At 63.9% G+C, this 18,491-nt stretch carries 19 protein-coding genes; 13 read left to right on the top strand and 6 right to left on the bottom strand.

Annotation, left to right across the window (positions count from 1 at the left end; genetic code table 11):
• Window positions 1–6 precede the first annotated feature (6 nt).
• The gene (locus tag N551_RS0101640; RefSeq protein ID WP_027565455.1) at window positions 7–354 is read left to right on the top strand and encodes a MerR family transcriptional regulator; all 348 of its coding nucleotides are present in this window, start codon (window positions 7–9) and stop codon (window positions 352–354) included.
• Between the two features lie 24 nt (window positions 355–378).
• Here N551_RS0101640 and N551_RS0101635 read toward each other — a convergent pair whose 3' ends face one another.
• Window positions 379–801, bottom strand: coding sequence for a helix-turn-helix domain-containing protein (locus N551_RS0101635; RefSeq protein ID WP_245287718.1), 423 nt, complete (start codon window positions 799–801; stop codon window positions 379–381).
• A gap of 84 nt (window positions 802–885) precedes the next feature.
• Here N551_RS0101635 and N551_RS0101630 point away from each other — a divergent pair, with 84 nt between their 5' ends.
• Window positions 886–1,620 (top strand): SDR family NAD(P)-dependent oxidoreductase, encoded by a 735-nt coding sequence (locus N551_RS0101630; protein ID WP_027565453.1) that lies wholly within the window; start codon window positions 886–888, stop codon window positions 1,618–1,620.
• A 51-nt stretch (window positions 1,621–1,671) separates the two neighbouring features.
• Here the strand turns inward: N551_RS0101630 and N551_RS0101625 are convergent, their stop codons facing one another.
• The gene (locus N551_RS0101625; RefSeq protein ID WP_027565452.1) at window positions 1,672–2,556 is read right to left on the bottom strand and encodes an amidohydrolase family protein; all 885 of its coding nucleotides are present in this window, start codon (window positions 2,554–2,556) and stop codon (window positions 1,672–1,674) included.
• Between the two features lie 351 nt (window positions 2,557–2,907).
• Between N551_RS0101625 and ykgO the strand changes: the two genes are divergently transcribed.
• The 3 genes from ykgO (at window position 2,908) to N551_RS0101610 (ending at window position 4,166) form a co-directional block, all read left to right on the top strand.
• On the top strand, window positions 2,908–3,033 hold the full coding sequence (gene ykgO / locus N551_RS0101620; protein ID WP_006611362.1) for a type B 50S ribosomal protein L36: 126 nt from the start codon (window positions 2,908–2,910) through the stop codon (window positions 3,031–3,033).
• Window positions 3,034–3,140: 107 nt separating this feature from the next.
• On the top strand, window positions 3,141–3,782 hold the full coding sequence (locus N551_RS0101615; RefSeq protein WP_027565451.1) for a tetratricopeptide repeat protein: 642 nt from the start codon (window positions 3,141–3,143) through the stop codon (window positions 3,780–3,782).
• Between the two features lie 123 nt (window positions 3,783–3,905).
• On the top strand, window positions 3,906–4,166 hold the full coding sequence (locus N551_RS0101610) for a hypothetical protein (protein WP_027565450.1): 261 nt from the start codon (window positions 3,906–3,908) through the stop codon (window positions 4,164–4,166).
• A gap of 12 nt (window positions 4,167–4,178) precedes the next feature.
• Here the strand turns inward: N551_RS0101610 and N551_RS0101605 are convergent, their stop codons facing one another.
• Entirely contained in the window at window positions 4,179–4,361 is a 183-nt protein-coding gene (locus N551_RS0101605; RefSeq protein ID WP_007596968.1) for a hypothetical protein, read from the bottom strand.
• A 325-nt stretch (window positions 4,362–4,686) separates the two neighbouring features.
• Between N551_RS0101605 and N551_RS0101600 the strand changes: the two genes are divergently transcribed.
• Entirely contained in the window at window positions 4,687–5,643 is a 957-nt protein-coding gene (locus tag N551_RS0101600; protein ID WP_027565449.1) for an alpha/beta fold hydrolase, read from the top strand.
• Window positions 5,644–5,751: 108 nt separating this feature from the next.
• Here the strand turns inward: N551_RS0101600 and cycA are convergent, their stop codons facing one another.
• Entirely contained in the window at window positions 5,752–6,147 is a 396-nt protein-coding gene (gene cycA / locus N551_RS0101595; protein WP_027520444.1) for a cytochrome c-550 CycA, read from the bottom strand.
• 272 nt (window positions 6,148–6,419) lie between these two features.
• Between cycA and N551_RS0101590 the strand changes: the two genes are divergently transcribed.
• The 5 genes from N551_RS0101590 (at window position 6,420) to N551_RS0101565 (ending at window position 12,443) form a co-directional block, all read left to right on the top strand.
• Window positions 6,420–7,913 carry an FAD-linked oxidase C-terminal domain-containing protein gene (locus tag N551_RS0101590; protein WP_027565448.1) on the top strand — a complete coding sequence of 498 codons (1,494 nt, stop codon included), beginning with the start codon at window positions 6,420–6,422 and terminating at the stop codon, window positions 7,911–7,913.
• A gap of 63 nt (window positions 7,914–7,976) precedes the next feature.
• Window positions 7,977–9,212 carry an FAD-binding protein gene (locus N551_RS0101585; protein WP_027565447.1) on the top strand — a complete coding sequence of 412 codons (1,236 nt, stop codon included), beginning with the start codon at window positions 7,977–7,979 and terminating at the stop codon, window positions 9,210–9,212.
• Window positions 9,213–10,535 carry a glycolate oxidase subunit GlcF gene (glcF, locus tag N551_RS0101580; RefSeq protein WP_027565446.1) on the top strand — a complete coding sequence of 441 codons (1,323 nt, stop codon included), beginning with the start codon at window positions 9,213–9,215 and terminating at the stop codon, window positions 10,533–10,535.
• A 100-nt stretch (window positions 10,536–10,635) separates the two neighbouring features.
• The gene (locus N551_RS0101575; protein ID WP_027565445.1) at window positions 10,636–11,022 is read left to right on the top strand and encodes a hypothetical protein; all 387 of its coding nucleotides are present in this window, start codon (window positions 10,636–10,638) and stop codon (window positions 11,020–11,022) included.
• A gap of 416 nt (window positions 11,023–11,438) precedes the next feature.
• On the top strand, window positions 11,439–12,443 hold the full coding sequence (locus N551_RS0101565) for a TorF family putative porin (RefSeq protein WP_027520439.1): 1,005 nt from the start codon (window positions 11,439–11,441) through the stop codon (window positions 12,441–12,443).
• 237 nt (window positions 12,444–12,680) lie between these two features.
• Here N551_RS0101565 and N551_RS0101560 read toward each other — a convergent pair whose 3' ends face one another.
• Window positions 12,681–14,444, bottom strand: a complete 1,764-nt coding sequence (locus N551_RS0101560) for an ABC transporter ATP-binding protein/permease (RefSeq protein WP_027565444.1) — start codon at window positions 14,442–14,444, stop codon at window positions 12,681–12,683.
• Between the two features lie 313 nt (window positions 14,445–14,757).
• Between N551_RS0101560 and N551_RS0101555 the strand changes: the two genes are divergently transcribed.
• On the top strand, window positions 14,758–16,422 hold the full coding sequence (locus tag N551_RS0101555) for an L-lactate permease (RefSeq protein WP_027565443.1): 1,665 nt from the start codon (window positions 14,758–14,760) through the stop codon (window positions 16,420–16,422).
• A gap of 137 nt (window positions 16,423–16,559) precedes the next feature.
• Window positions 16,560–16,958 carry an META domain-containing protein gene (locus N551_RS0101550; RefSeq protein ID WP_027565442.1) on the top strand — a complete coding sequence of 133 codons (399 nt, stop codon included), beginning with the start codon at window positions 16,560–16,562 and terminating at the stop codon, window positions 16,956–16,958.
• A gap of 127 nt (window positions 16,959–17,085) precedes the next feature.
• Here the strand turns inward: N551_RS0101550 and N551_RS0101545 are convergent, their stop codons facing one another.
• Window positions 17,086–18,297, bottom strand: coding sequence for a hypothetical protein (locus N551_RS0101545; RefSeq protein WP_027565441.1), 1,212 nt, complete (start codon window positions 18,295–18,297; stop codon window positions 17,086–17,088).
• Between the last annotated feature and the right edge of the window lie 194 nt (window positions 18,298–18,491).

Raw genomic sequence — 18,491 nt, 5'->3', positions numbered from 1 at the left:
CTTCAGATGAAGATCGGCGAACTCTCCCGGCGGACGGGGGTCAGCGTCCGAATGCTGCGCTACTACGAAGGCGAAGGACTGCTCGCGCCGCTGCGGACGAACTCCGGCTATCGCGATTACGGCCAGGCCGAAGAGGAAACGGTGCGGCGCATCAAGATGCTCGGCGGCGCCGGGATGACGCTCGAAACCATCAAGCGGTGGCTCCCCTGCGTGCGGAACAACGATCCGGCTTTCACGCCGTGCAACGAGCTGCGAAATATACTCAAGCAGCAGGTCGGCCTGATCGACGAACGTATCGAGACGCTCAGCCAAAGCCGGATAATTTTGGCGGGCTATCTGGCAAGCGTGAATTGATCGCACGCATCTCGACCATCACATTCACCGGCTCTTGGAATTCCAGGCCTCCCGCTCGGCGAAGACCTGGCTGACCTCCGCCATGTGCTCGGTGCCCCACGCGCAGAGCGGTACGAGAGCTTGGGCGAGGCTGTGACCCAAAAGGGTGAGGCTATAGTCCACCCGCGGCGGCACCTCCTTGTAGTCGGTCCGCTTCACGAGACCATCGGCCTCCAACTCCTTGAGCTGCTGGATCAGCACCTTGTCGCTGACGTCGCGCACGGCTCGCCGCAGCTCGCCGTAGCGGGTCGGCCCGCCCTGGGCGAGGAAGTACAGAATCAGCGGCTTCCACTTGCCGGCGATGACCCGCACGGTCGCGTCGAGGCCGCAAGTGAAGCCGGGCAAAGTCGGGGTGCAGCTTTGGACAGGTGGCGAAGCCTGCGCAGGTGGAGAGATCGTGTCTGACATTTTTGGGCACTTACCAAAAGGTGCATACTTGTCGATAGGTGGGTAGGCCGCCAGCTCAGTGCAACCCTAGTGAAGGAGCACATCATGAGCAGACTACAAGGCAAGACGGCGGTGGTTACGGGCGGCGGAACCGGCATCGGATTTGGAGCGGCCAAACGGTTCATCGACGAAGGCGCGTTCGTCTATCTCTTCGGGCGGCGGCAGGAGCCGCTCGACGCCGCCGTGGCGCAGCTGGGTTCCTCGGCGCGCGCCGTCAGGGGCTCGGTGACTGATATGTCCGACCTCGACAGGTTATACGCGGCGGTGAAGGCCGAACGCGGCGGGCTCGACATCCTGTTCGCCAATGCTGGGACCGGATTGTTTGCGCCGCTCGGCGAGATCACGCCCGAGCATTACGATCAGATCTTCGACGTCAATGTGAAGGGGCTGGTGTTCACGGTGCAGAAAGCCCTGCCGCTGATGACGAAGGGGTCGTCGATCATCCTGACCGGATCGAGCACGGGGGTGATGGGGACGCCGCAGTTCAGCATCTACAGCGCGACCAAGGCTGCGATCCGGAATCTGGCGCGCAGCTGGGCGCTGGACCTGCGCGGCACCGGCATCCGCGTCAATGTGCTGTCACCGGGGCCGACCAAGACGGAGCTGGCGCTGGAGATCGTCGGCGAGGAAGCCTTCGATGCGCTCGGAAGCATGACGCCGATCGGACGCGTCGGCGACCCGAGCGAGACGGGGGCGGTTGCGGCGTTCCTGGCGTCCTCAGACAGCAGCTTCATGACCGGCGGCGAGGTTTTCGTGGATGGAGGCCTGGCACAGGTCTGAGACTTGAGCGTGAGGGCTTCGGTTACCGGATCGAAGCCCTCGACGCGCTTTCTAGATCCCCAGCAGCTTCCTTGCGTTGGCCTTCAGCACCTTCGGCCGGATCTCGTCGCGGATCTCGATCTTGGCGAAATCCGACAGCCAGCGGTCCGGCGTGATCACCGGCCAGTCCGAGCCGAACAGCATCTTGTCCTGCAGGATCGAGTTGATGTAGCGCACCAGGATCGGCGGGAAATATTTCGGCGACCAGCCGGACAGGTCGATGTAGACGTTCGGCTTGTGGGTCGCGACCGACAGTGCTTCCTCCTGCCAGGGGAAGGAGGGATGCGCGAGGATGATCTTGAGGTCGGGGAAATCGGCCGCGACGTCGTCCATGTACATCGGGTTGGAATATTTCAGCCGCATCCCCATGCCGCCGGGCATGCCCGAGCCGACGCCGGTCTGGCCGGTGTGGAACAGCGCGATCGCGCCGCCATTGTTGATCTCTTCATAGAGCGGATAGGCCATGCGGTCGTTGGCGTAGAAGCCCTGCATGGTCGGATGGAATTTGAAGCCGCGCACCCCGTATTCCTCGATCAGCTTGCGCGCCTCGCGGACCCCGAGCTTGCCCTTGTGCGGGTCGATCGAGACGAAGGGGATGAGAACGTCGAGATGGTCGGAGGCGATCTCCAGCATCTCCTCGTTCTTGTAGCGGCGGAAGCCGGTTTCGCGCTCGGCGTCGACCGGGAAGATCACCGCGGCGATGTTCTTGGAGCGGTAGTAGGCGGCGGTCTCCGGCACGGTCGGCGGATGCTTGTGCGGCGACTTGAAATAGTCCGCCATCTGCGCCTGAAAATCGTCATAGCCGTCGTCGGGATGGGTGCCGCAGGGCTCCTCGGCGTGGGTGTGGATGTCGATGGCGACGACGTCGTCGATGTTCGGCAGCTTCAGCTTCGGCATGGGTTTCCTCCCGACGGGTTGCCGAATTGATTATATGATATAACGAACTTGGCAAGACATTGTGGGACAAGGCATTGTGGGACAAGGCATTGTGGGACCAGGCGTTGTAGGACAGGCGTCGTCCGCGCCAGATTGGGCCGATCCGGCCGCTTCTACTTTGCATGGGGTTGTTTTCCAGAATTTGGTGGGTGGGATCGGGGCAGTTAACATTGACATCCGGTCCTCCCATGCCTTAAGAACCGCCCCGTCCCGGGCGGTCGGTCCGCCAGCGGGAAAATCTCATTTTGCCTCATTCGCGCGTGCCGAAACGGTAGTGCCGAACACGGCCTTTCGAACGTTCAGGATTCTGCCATGAAGGTCCGTAACTCGCTGAAATCGCTGCGCGGTCGCCATCGCGCCAACCGCCTGGTCCGCCGCAAGGGCCGGGTCTATGTGATCAACAAGGTGCAGCGCCGCTTCAAGGCTCGCCAGGGCTGATTTCGCCCTGCCGGACGCCCGCGCGCGCCCCGCAAGACCACGGTCTCACACGAGTTTGACGCCGCCCCTGCTTTGCAAGGGCGGCTTTGCGCGTTTAGACTTCGACCATGGCAGTGAGATTCTTCATCGCGCGCACCCTGTGTCTGGCTCTCGTACTGGGAGCCGCCGGACTCGCTCCGGCGCTGGCACAGCAGATTGATCCACCGACTCCGCCCGGCAAGCAGAAGAAACTTCCGGAAGCGCCGGCCAAGCTGCCCAAGGTCGATCGCACCAAGAATCTCGATTTCCTATTCGGCGCGCTGAAAGCCGCGCCCGACGAGGCCAGCGCCAAGCACGTCGAGGCGCGGATCTGGGCGATCTGGATCCAGACCCCGAGCGACACCGCGGCGCTGCTGATGGCGCGGGCCAAGACCGCGGTCGACGCAAAGAAGATCGAGGTTGCGATCAAGCTGCTGGATTCGGTCGTCAAGCTCAGGCCCGACTACATCGAGGCCTGGAATCGTCGCGCGACGCTCTACTACATGCAGAACGATTACGGCCGCTCGCTCGCCGATATTCGCGAGGTGTTGATCCGCGAGCCCCGCCATTTCGGCGCGCTCGCAGGCCTCGGCATGATCATGCAGGAGGTCGGCGACGAAAAACGCGCACTCGAGGCCTACCGCAAAGCGCTCGCCGTCAATCCGCACCTCGAGAAGATCCCCGACCAGGTCAAGGCGCTGACGGAGAAGGTCGAAGGCCGCGATATTTAGCGGACAAGTCGATCATTGCTCGAGCGAATGCGGCGTAAGCCGATTAACCACGATGACACGCGCCGCGTTACGAGGGTTTGGGTTGCCCCGCCGCAGGCCTACCTTCATGGCGGGAGCACAGCCATGAAGCGTTTGATCTTTGCAGGTATATTGCTGCTGGCGCCGGGCACGGTGAGCCTCGCCGACGGACTGTTCTGGGTGGTCGGCAATCGCGCCACCGGAAAATGCAACATCGTGACCAGCAATCCCGTGATCATCGGCGATGTCTGGTTCGGTGACGGTCCTTACAAATCGAAGGCCGACGCCAAGCTTGCCCGTTCGACCATCCGCGCCTGTCCCGCACCCACGCCTGACGAGGAAAAGGACGAGGACGGCACGAACTAAGTCGACAGCAACCTAGTGCAAAACGCTGCCTTCGCGCTCGGCGAGGCCGCGATCGACCGCTGCGGCGTAAGCCTTTGCAAGCTCCGTCTCGAGGTGCTCGTTGATCAGCAGCAGCGCGCGCACGGCACCGCGCAGGTCGCCGTGGCAGCTTGCCACGATCTCGTCGATCGCAGTATCTTTGGACCTCAGGCTCATCGAAATTCTCCGGTTCAAATCAGGATAAATCCTGCCGGTCTTTCCCGCATCCCCGAGGGTTGCGAGCACGATCGGCGCCCACCCGCGTCTAAATGGCGGAACCGACCGTGGCGATTATAAGGAAGCCGCGATGACGACGGCATGAAGCTTTTCGAAGCCTGCGTGCTCCGGGGAGCAGCATTGATTTGATTGCGTTTTTCCCGCTTGAATTATGCACATATCCACAGCCCCGGCATTTCAAGTGGAGCGCGGGGGCTCCCCGGGCGAAACTGCCGCCCGCAAGCCACGTAACTGCCCTGTGCCCTGGATCGCCCGGATTCCATCCATGATCGTGATGTCAGTCGTGACCGCGCTGCTTGTGCTGGCGCTGGTCACGCAGGCCGGCGTCCTCGCCGTGCAGCGCGCGTTTCCACCGCAGGGCCGAATGATCGAGGTCGATGGTGCCGTGCTTCACCTCGTCGATATCGGCCCGCGCGATTCGGGCCTGCCGGTCGTGATGCTGCACGGCGCGAGCTCAAACCTCGAAGCGATGCGGCGGCCGCTCGGCGATCTCCTCGCCAGGAACCACCGCGTCATCCTGATCGACCGTCCCGGCCACGGCTGGAGCACGCGGGCGCGGCGGCAGGATTCGACCCCGGAGGTCCAGGCGCGGATGATCGATGAGGCGCTCGGCAAGCTCGGGATCGATCGCGCGGTCTTCGTGGTGCATTCCTGGAGCGGCGCGCTCGGCGCGCGGTTGGCGCTCGATTATCCCGGCCGCGTCGCGGGCCTTGTAATGCTCGCGCCGGTCACACATCCCTGGCGCGGCGGCGTCGGCCGCTACAACGAGATCATCGCAACGCCCGTGATCGGCCCGCTGCTCGCCTACACCATAACCCTGCCGCTGGGCTATTTCCTGAGCGAGCCCGGCGCGCGCAATGTCTTCCTGCCGCAAATGATGCCGGATGGTTTCGTGCAGGACTCTGCGACGCCGCTGCTGCTGCGCCCGCGCGAGTTCATCGTCAATGCGTATGATCTGGTGACGCTGAAGGAAGCGGTCGCCGCGCAGGTCGCGCGCTACGGCGAGATATCGGCGCCGGTCACGATCATCGCCGGCGAACCCGACAAGACGGTGAAGACCGACATTCACGCGCGGCCGTTCGCCGCCACCGTGCAGAACGCCAAGCTGATCGTGCTGCCCGATCTCGGCCACATGGTGCAGAACGCGGTGCCCGATCTCGTGAAGACCGAGATCGAGACGCTGATCGGGAAAATCGTCCCGGCGCAGGCGGCCGCCGATTAGAGCGTTTTCGAGCGAAGTGGATGCCGGTTTGCGTGAAGAAAACGCGTCAAAACAAGAAGCTGGAGCTTCGGTTCAGAACCGAAGCTCCAGCGACCGCCTGTCGCGCGCTTACTGCTTGATCTTCCCGTCCTTGTCGAACTGCGACACGTAGGCCCAGAGATTGTTGATCTCGGTCTCGTTCTTGATGCCGGCGAACGCCATCTTGGTGCCGGGGATCTTGGCCTTGGGGTCCTTGATGTATTCCTTGAACACGGCCTCGTTCCAGGTGATGCCGGAATTCTTGTTGGCGTCGGAGTAATTGTAGTCCGGCGCGGTGCCGGACTTGCGGCCGTCGAGGCCGTTGAGCTCGGGGCCGACCTTGTTCTTGGCGCCTTCGCCGATTGCGTGACAGGCCAGGCATTTGTTGAACGAAGATTTGCCGGCCGCGACGTCCTGCGCCATCGCGCTGGGTGCGGTGGCAATCGCGGTGAGGATGGTCAATGCGCCAAAAATCAGTTTTGTCATCGGGTGCTCTTCGTTTCTTCCCTGGGGCTGGTCAGTTGCATGCCTGATCGGCAATGGTCGGACCTGCCGGTTTTGGCAGGCCTGCTCGGATTGGACAAGCCGCCAAACCATGGCAGGTTTCACGATTTCCTACTTGTCCCAGAGCGAACTCGCGCAAGATCGTCGATCTGACTTTCGGATGGCCTACCCAAACCACCGCGGACGTGGTTGATTTACCGCGACAAATCGATCGTGCGGCCTCGGCCGGAACGATATGCCATGAAGGAAATGCTATGGCCATCATGATGCCCGCGAGTGACCAGGCCGTGCTCGCGCGCCGCGCCGAAATCGTGGCTGCATTGCGCGCAATCGTACCGGGCGAAGGCGTGATCGATAGCGCCGCCGAGATGCGAGCCTATGAATCCGACGGATTAACGGCCTATCGGCAGCCGCCGATGGTCGTGGTGCTGCCCGACACGACCGAGCAGGTTTCGCTGGTCCTGAAATATTGTGCAGGGCAGGGCATCAAGGTGGTCCCGCGTGGCTCCGGCACCTCGCTGTCCGGCGGCGCGCTGCCACTGGAAGACGGCGTGCTCCTGGGCCTCGGCAAGTTCAAGCGCATCCGCGAGATCGATTTCGACAACCGCGCCGTCGTCACCGAGCCCGGCGTCACCAACCTCGCGATCAGCCAGGCCGTCGCTCATGCCGGGTTCTACTACGCGCCGGATCCGTCCTCGCAGATCGCCTGCTCGATCGGCGGCAATGTCGCGGAGAATTCCGGCGGCGTGCACTGCCTGAAATACGGCATGACCACCAACAACGTGCTCGGCTGCGAGATCGTGCTGATGAGCGGGGAGATCCTGCGCATCGGCGGCAAATCGGCGGAGAACACAGGCTACGACCTGATGGGCGTCATCACCGGCTCGGAGGGCCTGCTCGGTGTCATCACCGAGATCACGGTGCGCATCCTGCAAAAGCCGGAGACGGCGCGCGCGCTTATGGTCGGATTCGCGCAAGTCGAGGCGGCCGGCGAATGCGTGGCGCGCATCATCGGCGCCGGCATCATTCCCGGCGGCATGGAGATGATGGACAAGCCCGCGATCCACGCCGCGGAGGCCTTCGTCCATGCCGGCTATCCGCTCGATGTCGAGGCCCTCCTCATCATCGAGCTCGACGGTCCCAAGATCGAGGTCGACGAGCTGATCACGCGGGTCGAGACGATTGCGAACGCTTGCGGCTCGACCACCTGCCAGATCTCGACCTCCGAGGCCGAGCGCAATCTGTTCTGGGCCGGCCGGAAAGCCGCGTTCCCCGCCGTCGGCCGCATCTCGCCGGACTATCTCTGCATGGACGGCACCATCCCACGCGGTGCGCTGCCGAAAGCGCTGGCGCGCATCCGCGAGCTATCGGAAAAATACCAGCTCGGTTGCGCCAACGTGTTCCATGCCGGCGACGGCAACCTGCATCCGCTGATCCTCTATGACGCCAACAAGCCCGGCGAGATCGAGCGCGCCGAAGCCTTCGGCGCCGACATCCTGCGCGCCTGCGTCGAGTTCGGCGGCGTGCTCACCGGCGAGCACGGCGTCGGCATCGAGAAGCGCGATCTGATGCCTGAGATGTTCAGTGAGATCGACCTCAACCAGCAGCAGCGCCTGAAATGCGCCTTCGATGCGCAAGGCCTGCTCAATCCCGGAAAGGTGTTTCCGACCCTGCACCGATGCGCCGAGCTCGGCCGCATGCATGTCCACGCCGGGAAGCTGGCATTCCCGGACATTCCGCGGTTCTAGAGTCGCCTCGCTGCAACGCGCCAAATTTGATTTTCGCTGCAAACTTCGTTACCCGCTACAGGCGTGGATACGCTCAAGGTCAGAGACGCCAACGACGTCGAAGAGGTGGTGCGCGCGGCGATTGCCAATGAGCAGCCGCTCGAGATCATCGGCCATGGCTCCAAGCGCGGCATCGGCCATGCGATGGCGACCAACGCCGTGCTGGACGTCTCCGCGCTGAATGCCATCACCGCCTACGAGCCCAACGAACTCATTGTCACGCTCCAGGCCGGGGCGCCGCTGGCCGACGTGCTGTCGCTGATCGATGCCAAGAACCAGCAATTCGCCTTCGAGCCGATGAACACCGCGCCGCTGCTCGGCACGCCCGCGCTCGGCACCATCGGCGGCATGATTGCGTCTGGCCTGGCCGGTCCGCGCCGGATCAAGGCGGGCGGGGCGCGCGACCATCTGCTCGGGGCGCATGCCGTCTCCGGTTTCGGCGATAGCTTCAAGACCGGCGGCAAGGTGGTGAAGAACGTCACCGGCTACGACCTCTGCAAGCTTCTCGCCGGTTCCTGGGGCACGCTGTCGGTCATGACCGAGGTCACGCTGAAGGTGATGCCGAAGCCGGAGGCCGAGCGGACGCTGTTGCTGCGCGGCCTCGACGATGCCGCGGCCAACAAGGCGATGACGGCGGCGCTCGGCTCGCCCTTCGACGTCTCGGGGGCCGCGCATCTGCCGACATCGGCGTTCCGGACCAAGATCGAAGGTCTCGGCGCTATCGCAGGCCAAAGCGAGGCGCTGACCGTGCTGCGGCTTGAGGGCATTACCGCCTCGACCGCCCACCGTGCCGGCTCGCTGCGCGAATTGCTGGCGCCGTTCGGAACCGCAACGCTCGTCGAGGACACGGTGTCAGCGGCGCTATGGACCACGATCCGCGACGTCCTGCCGTTCGCGGCTGACGGCACGTTGGGGGCTTGGCCGGTTTGGCGGATCGTCTGTCCGCCCGCGTCGGGCGCGGCGCTCGGGACGCTGCTGGCGCGCGAGACCGGCGGCGACGTGATCTACGATTGGGGTGGTGGACTGATCTGGGCGGCGTTGCCACCGAAGCCGGACGCGCATGCCACGGCCGTGCGCGAACGTGTGAATGCGGCCGGCGGGCACGCCACGCTGATCCGGGCGGCCGAGGACATCAGGCGCGCGATCGATGTATTCCACCCGCAGGCCCCTGGCCTTGCCGCGTTGAGCGAGCGGGTCCGCGCCAGTTTCGATCCGAAGACCATCCTCAACCGGGGCCGGCTGACGCGGGACGCTTGCTGAATGAAGACCGAATTCTCACTCGCGCAGCTCGCCGATCCCGACATCGCGGAAGCCGACAAGATCCTGCGCGCCTGCGTCCATTGCGGCTTCTGCACCGCAACCTGTCCGACTTATGTGCTGCTTGGCGACGAGCTCGATAGCCCGCGCGGCCGCATCTATCTGATCAAGGAGATGCTGGAGAAGGACCAGACGCCGACGGCCGAAGTGGTCAAACATGTCGACCGCTGCTTGTCGTGCCTGGCCTGCATGACGACCTGCCCCTCGGGGGTGAATTATATGCATCTGGTCGATCAGGCCCGGGTCAGGATCGAGCAGCGTTACGAGCGGCCGCTCGCCGAGCGGCTGCTGCGCCGGGTGCTGGCCTTCGTCCTGCCGGACCCGCAGCGTTTCCGCGCCAGCATGTGGCTGGCGCGGCTGGCCCGCCCGCTGGCCGCGTTCCTGCCGACGCCCCGGCCGTCGGCGACACCCGGCCTGATCCTGCGCCTCAAGGCGATGCTGGCGCTGGCGCCGGACCGGCTGCCGCCACCGGGGCCCGCCGCCGGCAGTGTGTTCGCGGCACTCGGCAAGAAGCGCGGCCGGGTCGCGCTGCTCCAGGGCTGCGCCCAGCAGGTGCTGGCCCCGCGCATCAACCAGGCCGCCATCAGTCTCCTCACGCGCCACGGCATCGAGGTCGTCCTCGTCAGGGACGAGCAGTGCTGCGGCGCGCTGACCCATCACCTCGGCAACGACCAGGACGCATTGGGGCGGGCTCGCGCCAATGTCGCGGCGTGGCGCGCGGAAGCGGCCGGCGAGGGGCTCGACGCCATCCTGGTGACGGCGTCAGGCTGCGGCACCGTGATCAAGGACTACGGCTATCTTCTGCGCGAGGACGCTGCGTTTGCCGCCGATGCGGCGAAGGTCTCCGCGCTCGCCAAGGACATAACTGAATACGTCGCCGGCCTTGGACTCGTGGCCACCGCGCGACAGGACAACATCGTCGTCGCCTATCACTCTGCGTGTTCGTTGCAGCACGGACAGAAAATCACGGGCCTTCCGAAAGAATTGCTTTCCAATAATGGATTCGTGGTGAAAGATGTGCCGGAGAGCCATTTGTGTTGCGGTTCGGCGGGGACCTACAACATTCTCCAGCCCGAGCTTGCGGGCCGGTTGCGTGATCGCAAGGTCGCCAACATCGCGAGCGTCAAGCCGGACATGATTGCCGCAGGCAATATCGGCTGCATGGTGCAGATTGCCAGTGGCACGTCAGTTCCGGTCGTACACACGATTGAGCTTCTCGATTGGGCTACGGGCGGGTCGCGGCCGGCATTGAACGCGCAAGACTGAGCTTTCGAAGACTGAGCTTTCGAGGGCTGAGCTTTCGTCCGGAGGTGACGGCTGAAGACGCCCGGATCGACCATTGTTCGGCGGCAACAGGAGGACCACGATGGCGAAAGCGAAGAAGAAAAAAAGCAAGAAGGCCAAAAAAGCCAAGAAGGCGGTAGCGGCGAAGAAGACCTCAAAGAAGGCAGCCAAGAAGTCCGCGAAGAAGTCTGCCAAGAAAGCCACAAAGAAATCTGCCAAGAAGGCCGCGCCGAAGAAGGCCGCCAAGAAGTCGGCCAAGAAAGCCGCTAAGAAGGCTGCCCCTAAGAAGGCTGCCCCTAAGAAGGCCGCCAAGAAGGCTGCGAAAAAAGCGGCGCCGAAGAAGGCGAAGGCAGCTCCCGCGCCGAAGCCGTCAACGCCGGCAGCTCCGGCTCCCGAGCCCGCCGCCGAGACAAGCTGGGCGATGCCTTCGTCTTCTGCGGAAACGACGCCGGCCGAAGGACAAGGTTAGGCCCAAAGTTAGGCCCAAGATTAGGCCAAAGGCTGGATCCAATCCGACGACCATGATCGACGACAGGAAGGCCGCAGCGGTGATGCTGCGGCCTTTTTGCATCGGCGTGACGGCGCGTTTGTCCTGGAGCAGCCTGATTCGTGGCGTGGCCAGCACGGTACCGCGGGGCCCGTACTAACCCGGGCCTGCCAGTGCACTTTGCAATGCAAATAATGTGGTCGAGAAGACACACAGGCTGACAACCTTTCGTGGAATCGTCAGAACGCCCAAAAAGTCGGCAGATGCCCGCGTTTTTTGCTTCTCGGTTTACGCCACTCCATCCAGATTGCCGCAGTTACGAAATTTGCAATCAGGTCGTGCGTTCCGGGGGCTTCCGGGATCCGGCTGGGGTCTTAGAACTGGTGATGGGGATCGAAATGAAAAAAGTGGCTTTGTTGGCAACGGCGCTGGCAATGGTGACGGGCTCGGCTTTCGCGGCAGACATGCGAGTGAAGGCACTGAAGGCCCCGCCGGTGGTCGCGTTTGACCCTTGGGATATCGCCTTCGGCGGCGCCATCATGAGCGACTACATCTTCCGCGGCGTCACGCAGTCGAACCACAAGCCGTCGGTCGCGGCCTATTTCGAGCCGCGCTACAACGTCAACAAGGACCTCCAGCTCTACGTCGGCGTGTCCGCCGAGAGCATCTCCTTCGCCAATCGTGCCGCTGCTGAAGTTGACATCTACGGCGGTATCCGCCCGACTTTCGGTGCCTTCGCCTTCGACATCGGCGTCTGGGGCTACCTGTATCCGGGTGGAAGCTGCGCCGACAACGTGCTCACCGGCGGCATTCCCGGCGGCAACGTCTGCGGCGTCAGCACGACCACGATCTTCCTCGCCGACGGCAACGTCATGAAGAAGGACGTCAGCTTCGTCGAAGTCTACGGCAAGGTGAACTACACCATCAACGACAGCTTCACGGTCGGCGCGACCGAGTACTACTCGCCGAACTTCCTGAACTCGGGTGCCTGGGGCAACTACGCTTCGTTGACCGCCAAATACACGGCGCCCAGCACGGCCTTCGGTCCCTCCGGCATGGGCATGTACGTGTCGGGTGAGTTCGGCCGCCAGTGGTTCGGTACTTCGGACGCCTTCTACGGCACCGGCGTCGGCACCGTTTTCGCCAACGGCATCCCCTACAAGGACTACAACACCTGGAATATCGGCATCGGCTTCACCTACAAGGTGTTCACGCTGGACCTGCGTTACTCCGACACCGACCTGAACAAGGGTGATTGCAACGCCTTCACCAGCGCCTTCAACGCCACCGGCACCACCAACGTCACCGCGATCAATCCGGGCGGCGCTGGCTCCAACTGGTGCGGCGCGGCCGGCATTGCCAAGCTGTCGTTCGACCTGACGGCGATGAGCAACCTGAAGTAAGCTTCTTCCCGAAGCGACTTGATGAGGGCGGCAGGGCAAACCTGCCGCCCTTTTGCTTTTGGGCGCAGGCCGGGGCGCCTGCATGGTTGGAGACGCCCACCTCCGGCGGGCTCCTCACCATGAGGGGGCACGGATTTCACCGCGAGGACAGACCTCATCCTGAGGGCCCGCCAAAGGCGGGCGTGTCGAAGAATGGCCGCAACGAAGGGCCATAGCCTCAGGGTTGGTCGGACCGTCTCAGCGTGCCGCGCTCGGCTCCTTCTCGACCGGCACACCACCGTCACCGAGGACGTGGATCGCGCCGTGCTTCACCATCGTCACCTTGCGGGTATGGAAGGCTTCCAGCGTCGAGCGGTGGCCAATCGAGACGACGGTGGCCTGTGGCAGCTTCTCCGCCAGCAACCGGTACAGGCGGGCCTCGGACGGCTCGTCCAGCGAGGCCGTGGCCTCGTCCAGGAACAGATAGTCCGGCGCGTGCAGCAGCGCGCGGGCGAGCCCGAGGCGCTGCTGCTCGCCCAGCGACAGCATCCGGTTCCAATGACCGTCCTCCTCAAGCCGCTCGGCGAGGTCGGGCAGCCCGACCGCGATCAGCGCGTCCCTGACGCGTGAGGTTTCGAACGCGCCCGGCGCGGCCGGGTAGACCACCGCGTCGCGCAGCACGCCGACCGGGAAATAGGGGCGCTGGGGCAGCATCATCAGCTTCGCCTTTTCCGGCACGAAGATGCTGCCGGTGCCGAACGGCCAGATGCCGGCGATGGCCCGGAACAGCGTCGACTTGCCGGAGCCCGACGGTCCGGTCACCAGCACGCGCTCCGGCGTCTGGACGGAGAAGGCGTCGGCGGCGACCAGCGGCGTGCCGCTCGGCAGGTTCACGCAGAGCTGTTCGAGAGAGATATTGCGATTGCCGCCGGCGGCCTTGAGGGCAATCGCAGGCTCGTGCGGCGGCAGGTGCGCGGCCGCATCGACCGACATCTCGAAGCCGTCGAGGCGGGCGACGATCGAGCGCCATTCCGCCAGCGATCGGTACGCCGTGACGAAGAACGACAATGCGCCCTGTACGCTGGAGAAGGCGGACGCGGTTTGCATCATGTCGCCAAGCTGGATCTTCTTGGCGAAGAAGGCCGGCGCCACCAGCACGTAGGGAAAGATCACGGCGGCCTGCTGATAGCTCGCGGTGAACGCGGTGAGGCGCTTGGTGCGGCTCATGATGGCGTACCAATTGCCGATCACGAAGCCGAAGCGCTCCAGCAGCCGGCCGCGCTCGGCGCCTTCGCCCTTGAGCAGCGCGATCTGCTCGGAATTTTCGCGGACACGGACGAGATTGAAGCGGAAGTCGGCTTCATAGCGCTGCTGCTCGAAATTGAGATTGACCAGCGGGGCGCCGATCCAGTGCGTCAGTGCCGTGCCGAAGATCGCGTAGACCAGCGCGCCCCAGCACAGATAGCCGGGGATCATGAGATCGGCGCCGAACAGGTGCAACGGCGCGGCGTTGGAAAGCCCCCAAAGGATGATCACGAACGAGAACAGCGTCACGATCGACGAGAGCAGGCCGAGACCGATGGTCAGGGTCTGCTCGACGAAATTCTTGACGTCCTCGGTGATGCGCTGGTCCGGGTTGTCGGCCGCATCGCCCTTGAGCTGCATGCGGTAGTGGGTGGCGCCTTGCAGCCATTCGCCCAGATAGTGCCGGGTCAGCCATTGCCGCCAGCGGATCTGAAGCCACTGGTTCAGATACAGCTTGTAGACGGCCAGCGCGATGAAGGCGGAGGCGAGGCCGATGAAGATCCAGATCTCCCTGACGAAACTATCCCAGTCACTTGCCTGCAGTGAGCTGTAGAACCGGTTCTGCCATTGATTGACCAAGACGTCGATCGCGACCAGCGCCAGCTCCATCGCGATGACAGCGGCGAGCAGGCCGCGGCCGGCCCATTTGTCCTCCGACCGGAAATAGGGGGCGGCGATTCGCCAGACGATCGCGAGCGTGGCGCTGATGTTCTTCACAGAGCTCTGTCTCCTGAGGGGATGTGCACAACTGCCCGGGGCCAAAGACTTGGGACGACGGCGAAAATCGGCGCGCTTAGACTAAAGTCGCAAGTCCTGCAATTTGCGTTGGCTTGTCGCAGCTTGCAACCCTAGCATGGGGCGCATCGGCGCGGGGTGGGGGCCTTCGGGATTTCGCGAGCTTGTGAGCGGACGGGAACCGCTGCATTCGCGAGGAATTCGCGTCCAGCTCGGGGGTTATCGCTTCAGCGTCAAGCAGGATCGGCTGTCCACGCGGGCCGCCTGCAGCACACATGCGTGGGGGAGGAAGATCATGTGGAATCAAGTTTATGACCCGTTGCACAGCCCTGTGCTGTCGACGATCGCGGCGGCAGTCCCTGTCGTCACATTGCTGGTCCTGATCGCGAGCGGCCGCGTCCAGGCTCATATCGCGGCGGTCATCGCCGTGATCGTGGCCAATTTGATCACGATCTTCGTCTTCACCATGCCGGCCAACATGTCGATCCGCGCTTCGGTGCTGGGCATCGTCACCGGTTTCTTTCCGATCGGCTGGATCGTTCTCAACGTCATCTTCCTTTACCAGGTGACGGTGACCACTGGACGCTTCGAATTGCTCAAGCGCGCCGTCGGCGGCGTCACCGAGGACCGGCGGCTGCAATTGCTGCTGATCGCGTTCTCGTTCGGCGCCTTCTTCGAGGGTGCTTCGGGCTTCGGCACCCCGGTCGCGATCACCGGTGCCGTCCTGATCGGCCTCGGCTTCTCGCCGCTCGCGGCCTCCGGCCTGTCGCTGATCGCCAACACAGCACCGGTCGCCTTTGGCGCGCTGGGTACGCCGATCCAGGGCCTCGCTTCGGTCACCGGGCTCGATCCCTACATCCTCGGCGCGATGGTCGGACGGCAGTTGCCGATCTTCTCGCTGATCGTGCCGTTCTGGGTGGTGTGGGCGTTCGCGGGCTGGAAGGGCATGAAGGACGTCTGGCCGGCGATTCTCGTCACCGGCGTGTCGTTCGCAGTCCCGCAATTCGTGATCTCGAACTTCGTCAACCCCTGGATCGTCGACATCGGTGCGTCGCTGATCTCGATGGGCGCGCTGATCCTGTTCCTGAAGGTGTGGCAGCCCAGGCAGCTCTGGCTGTCGCCGGCGCTGCGCAGCCGTGATGAATCGACCTCCACCATGGCGGCCGCAAAACCGCTCGACAAGACGCCGCTCACGCAGAGCGAGATGTTCAGCGCGCTGCTGCCTTGGATCATCGTCTGTATCGTGATGCTGATCTGGGGCAACGGTGCCTTCAAGACCTGGGCGAACTCCATCTTCACCTGGAACTACCCCGTTCCCGAGCTGCATCAGATGATCAACAAGATGCCGCCGGTCGCACCAGGGCCGACGAAAGAGAGTGCGGTGTTCGGCTTCACCTATCTCTCGTTCACCGGCACAGGCATGCTGATTGCCGCGATCATCTCCGGCTTCCTAATGGGCGTCGGACCCGGCAAGCTCGTGATTCAGTACGGCCGCACCATCCGGCTGTGCGCGATCTCGCTGATCACGATCTCGGCGATGCTCGCGATCGGCACGCTGACGCGGCTCTCCGGCGTGGACGCGACGCTCGGCCTCGCCTTTGCTGCAACCGGCGTGCTCTATCCTTTCTTCGGCACGCTGCTCGGCTGGTTGGGCGTGGCGCTGACAGGGTCGGATACCGCTTCCAACGTGCTGTTCGGAAATCTTCAGAAGATCACCTCCGAGCAGCTTGGCCTGTCGCCGATCCTGATGGCCGCGGCGAACTCGTCCGGCGGCGTGATGGGCAAGATGATCGACGCCCAGTCGATCGTGGTCGCGTCCACTGCGACGAATTGGTACGGGCACGAAGGCACGATCCTGCGCTTCGTGTTCTGGCACTCGATCGTGCTGGCCTCGTTGGTCGGCGTGTTCGTGACGTTGCAGGCCTATGTCTGGCCGTTCACGGCGATGGTGCTGAAGTAGCAGGTCACAATTCGCTTCGAAGCAAATCCCCGCGGATTCGTCCCCGCGGGGATTTTTGCGTCGCGTATGCGCGAACCTTCTCAACGGCGCCGCCGTCTTATAGAAGGTGCCGCAAATCAGGTCGGTCGAGAGGTTTCATGGTTTCGTTCAGGCAGATGGTGTGTGCGGCGGTTGCAATGCTCGCGATGTCCACGCTCGCGCGTGCGGAGGACGGTTTTCCGTTCGGCACCGAGATGACGCTGGAGGCGCTGCCGCAGCCGGGCTCGAAGCGGATTCCGAACATCGAGATCGGCGACAATGGTGAGGTCGTGCTGGAGCTCTGGTGCAAGGGCGGCAAGGGCCAGTTCTCGGTCGCCGGCAATACCGTGATCTTCGTCCCCGGCCAGATCCAGGACCGCTCCTGCCCGCCCGCAAGGGCCCAGGCCGACGACGATCTCGTTGCAGCCCTCGGCAGCGTCGAGACCTGGAAGCGCCAGGGCGACGTGCTGACGCTCGTCGGCCCCAAGCCGCTGCGTTTTCGCGTCAACGGAAATTAGCCACCGCTGTCATTCCCCGCGAAAGCGGGGAATCCAGTATGCCGCGGCCTATCGATTCAACCACGGCCGTCTCGGAGTACTGGATCGCCCGCCTTCGCGGGCGATGACTGACAGGGGGTGTCTGCGTCTATTTCCACACCGACTTGTCGGCGTCCCAGCGCTGGCCCTTCAGCTCCTTGGCGAGCGCCTCGACCGAACCGTTGTCGTCGGGCTGATCGCCTTCCTCGTCGGCGGTCGCTTCGTCCGAGAGATTGAGCTTGGCGCCGCTGCTCTCGTCGGTGGTCGTGGTCGCGGGACTCCCGACCCAGAGCATGAGCTTGTCGGTCGTGCCCGGCTTGTCGGGCGAGACGAGACCCGCAACCTCGATCGTGTCGGTGAGCTCGAGCGCGGGAAAGTCCTGGTTCGGCCGCTTGAACACCAGCTTGAGCTTGCCGGTCGCCGGGTTGAAGCTTTGCGAGACCGGCTTTGCCGCGAGCGTCCTGCTCAGCACGCCAGCCACCGCGGCCGCGAGCTTGTCGCGGTTGATCTTGTCGCCCTCGCGCCAGTCGGCGGCGGCAATGCGGATGGTGCGGTCCATCTCGGTCATGCCCGCGGTCCAGCCCGCGGCGGTGACGCCGGGCGTCGCCTTGAATTTTGCCAGCAGCGCACCGGCGCGCTCCGGATCGACCGACATGTTGATGGTCTGCTCGCCCGCGCGCAACGCGTCGCAGCCGACGGTGAGGCTCGCCAGCGTCACCTCGACGTCCTGGCCCTTCAGGCTCTTCAGGAACTCGGTCGCGGCATCCAGCTTGACCTTGACCGCGATCGCTTCCGGCGAGACGTCGGTGAAATCCTTCGGCTGCGGCGTGATACCGTCGTCGGAGGTCTGGTTGTCGAGGAATTCCTTCTCGCTGAGATCGGAATTGTCGGGCGAGGTGACCTCGGTCACGGCCTGGCCAATGCTGATCTGGCCGCGGAATTCGAACGTGTCTCCGGCCTGTTTGCGCAGCAGCTTGACGGTGACCGGCGCCTTCGCGCCGAGGCTCTGCGTCGTACCCGTCAGGTTCTGGCCCGCGACCTGGAGATTGACGACGAAGCGGTCCTTGCGGTCGGAATTCTTCGCGACGGGATAGCAGACGTCGAGCACGGCTGCGGTGACGGTCTTGCCCTGGCGTGTCTCCTTCAGGATCACGTCGGCATTGCCATCCATCAGCCCGTCGATCGAGGTGAAATAGCGCGTCTCGACGCCGCCGGGCGCCGTGGCCTTCGGCGCCAGCTTCATCTGGGCGGATGCGACCTCAGGCGAACCTGCAAGCAGAGCCGCCAGAACGGCCGTGGAGCAAAACACAAGCGCGCGCATCGACGAAATCCCCGGGGCAATGGGGCATGATCCGGAAAGTGTGAAGTGGTTTTCCGTTGAGATCAGGCCCAAACAATTCGAATCGGGCGTCACCGTAGTGGGTTTTGGCCGCCGGTTGAATTGGAAAGCACGGGCCATGATTGCCAAAAAAGAAGGCCGCCCGGAGGCGGCCTTCGCAACACTGTGGGCTAAGG

It is taken from the genome of Bradyrhizobium sp. URHA0013, assembly GCF_000518345.1.
GTDB lineage: Bacteria > Pseudomonadota > Alphaproteobacteria > Rhizobiales > Xanthobacteraceae > Bradyrhizobium.
This window is presented reverse-complemented; position numbering and strand designations above follow the sequence as displayed.

Coding starts and splice junctions, on each gene's coding strand:
- N551_RS0101600 (WP_027565449.1), top strand. CDS start 4,687: ATGATCGTGATGTCAGTCGTGACCGCGCTGCTTGTGCTGGCGCTGGTC.
- ykgO (WP_006611362.1), top strand. CDS start 2,908: ATGAAGGTCCGTAACTCGCTGAAATCGCTGCGCGGTCGCCATCGCGCC.
- N551_RS0101635 (WP_245287718.1), bottom strand. CDS start 801: ATGTCAGACACGATCTCTCCACCTGCGCAGGCTTCGCCACCTGTCCAA.
- N551_RS0101610 (WP_027565450.1), top strand. CDS start 3,906: ATGAAGCGTTTGATCTTTGCAGGTATATTGCTGCTGGCGCCGGGCACG.
- N551_RS0101615 (WP_027565451.1), top strand. CDS start 3,141: ATGGCAGTGAGATTCTTCATCGCGCGCACCCTGTGTCTGGCTCTCGTA.
- cycA (WP_027520444.1), bottom strand. CDS start 6,147: ATGACAAAACTGATTTTTGGCGCATTGACCATCCTCACCGCGATTGCC.
- N551_RS0101625 (WP_027565452.1), bottom strand. CDS start 2,556: ATGCCGAAGCTGAAGCTGCCGAACATCGACGACGTCGTCGCCATCGAC.
- N551_RS0101640 (WP_027565455.1), top strand. CDS start 7: ATGAAGATCGGCGAACTCTCCCGGCGGACGGGGGTCAGCGTCCGAATG.
- N551_RS0101575 (WP_027565445.1), top strand. CDS start 10,636: ATGGCGAAAGCGAAGAAGAAAAAAAGCAAGAAGGCCAAAAAAGCCAAG.
- glcF (WP_027565446.1), top strand. CDS start 9,213: ATGAAGACCGAATTCTCACTCGCGCAGCTCGCCGATCCCGACATCGCG.
- N551_RS0101605 (WP_007596968.1), bottom strand. CDS start 4,361: ATGAGCCTGAGGTCCAAAGATACTGCGATCGACGAGATCGTGGCAAGC.
- N551_RS0101565 (WP_027520439.1), top strand. CDS start 11,439: ATGAAAAAAGTGGCTTTGTTGGCAACGGCGCTGGCAATGGTGACGGGC.
- N551_RS0101550 (WP_027565442.1), top strand. CDS start 16,560: ATGGTTTCGTTCAGGCAGATGGTGTGTGCGGCGGTTGCAATGCTCGCG.
- N551_RS0101555 (WP_027565443.1), top strand. CDS start 14,758: ATGTGGAATCAAGTTTATGACCCGTTGCACAGCCCTGTGCTGTCGACG.
- N551_RS0101630 (WP_027565453.1), top strand. CDS start 886: ATGAGCAGACTACAAGGCAAGACGGCGGTGGTTACGGGCGGCGGAACC.
- N551_RS0101545 (WP_027565441.1), bottom strand. CDS start 18,297: ATGCGCGCGCTTGTGTTTTGCTCCACGGCCGTTCTGGCGGCTCTGCTT.
- N551_RS0101590 (WP_027565448.1), top strand. CDS start 6,420: ATGGCCATCATGATGCCCGCGAGTGACCAGGCCGTGCTCGCGCGCCGC.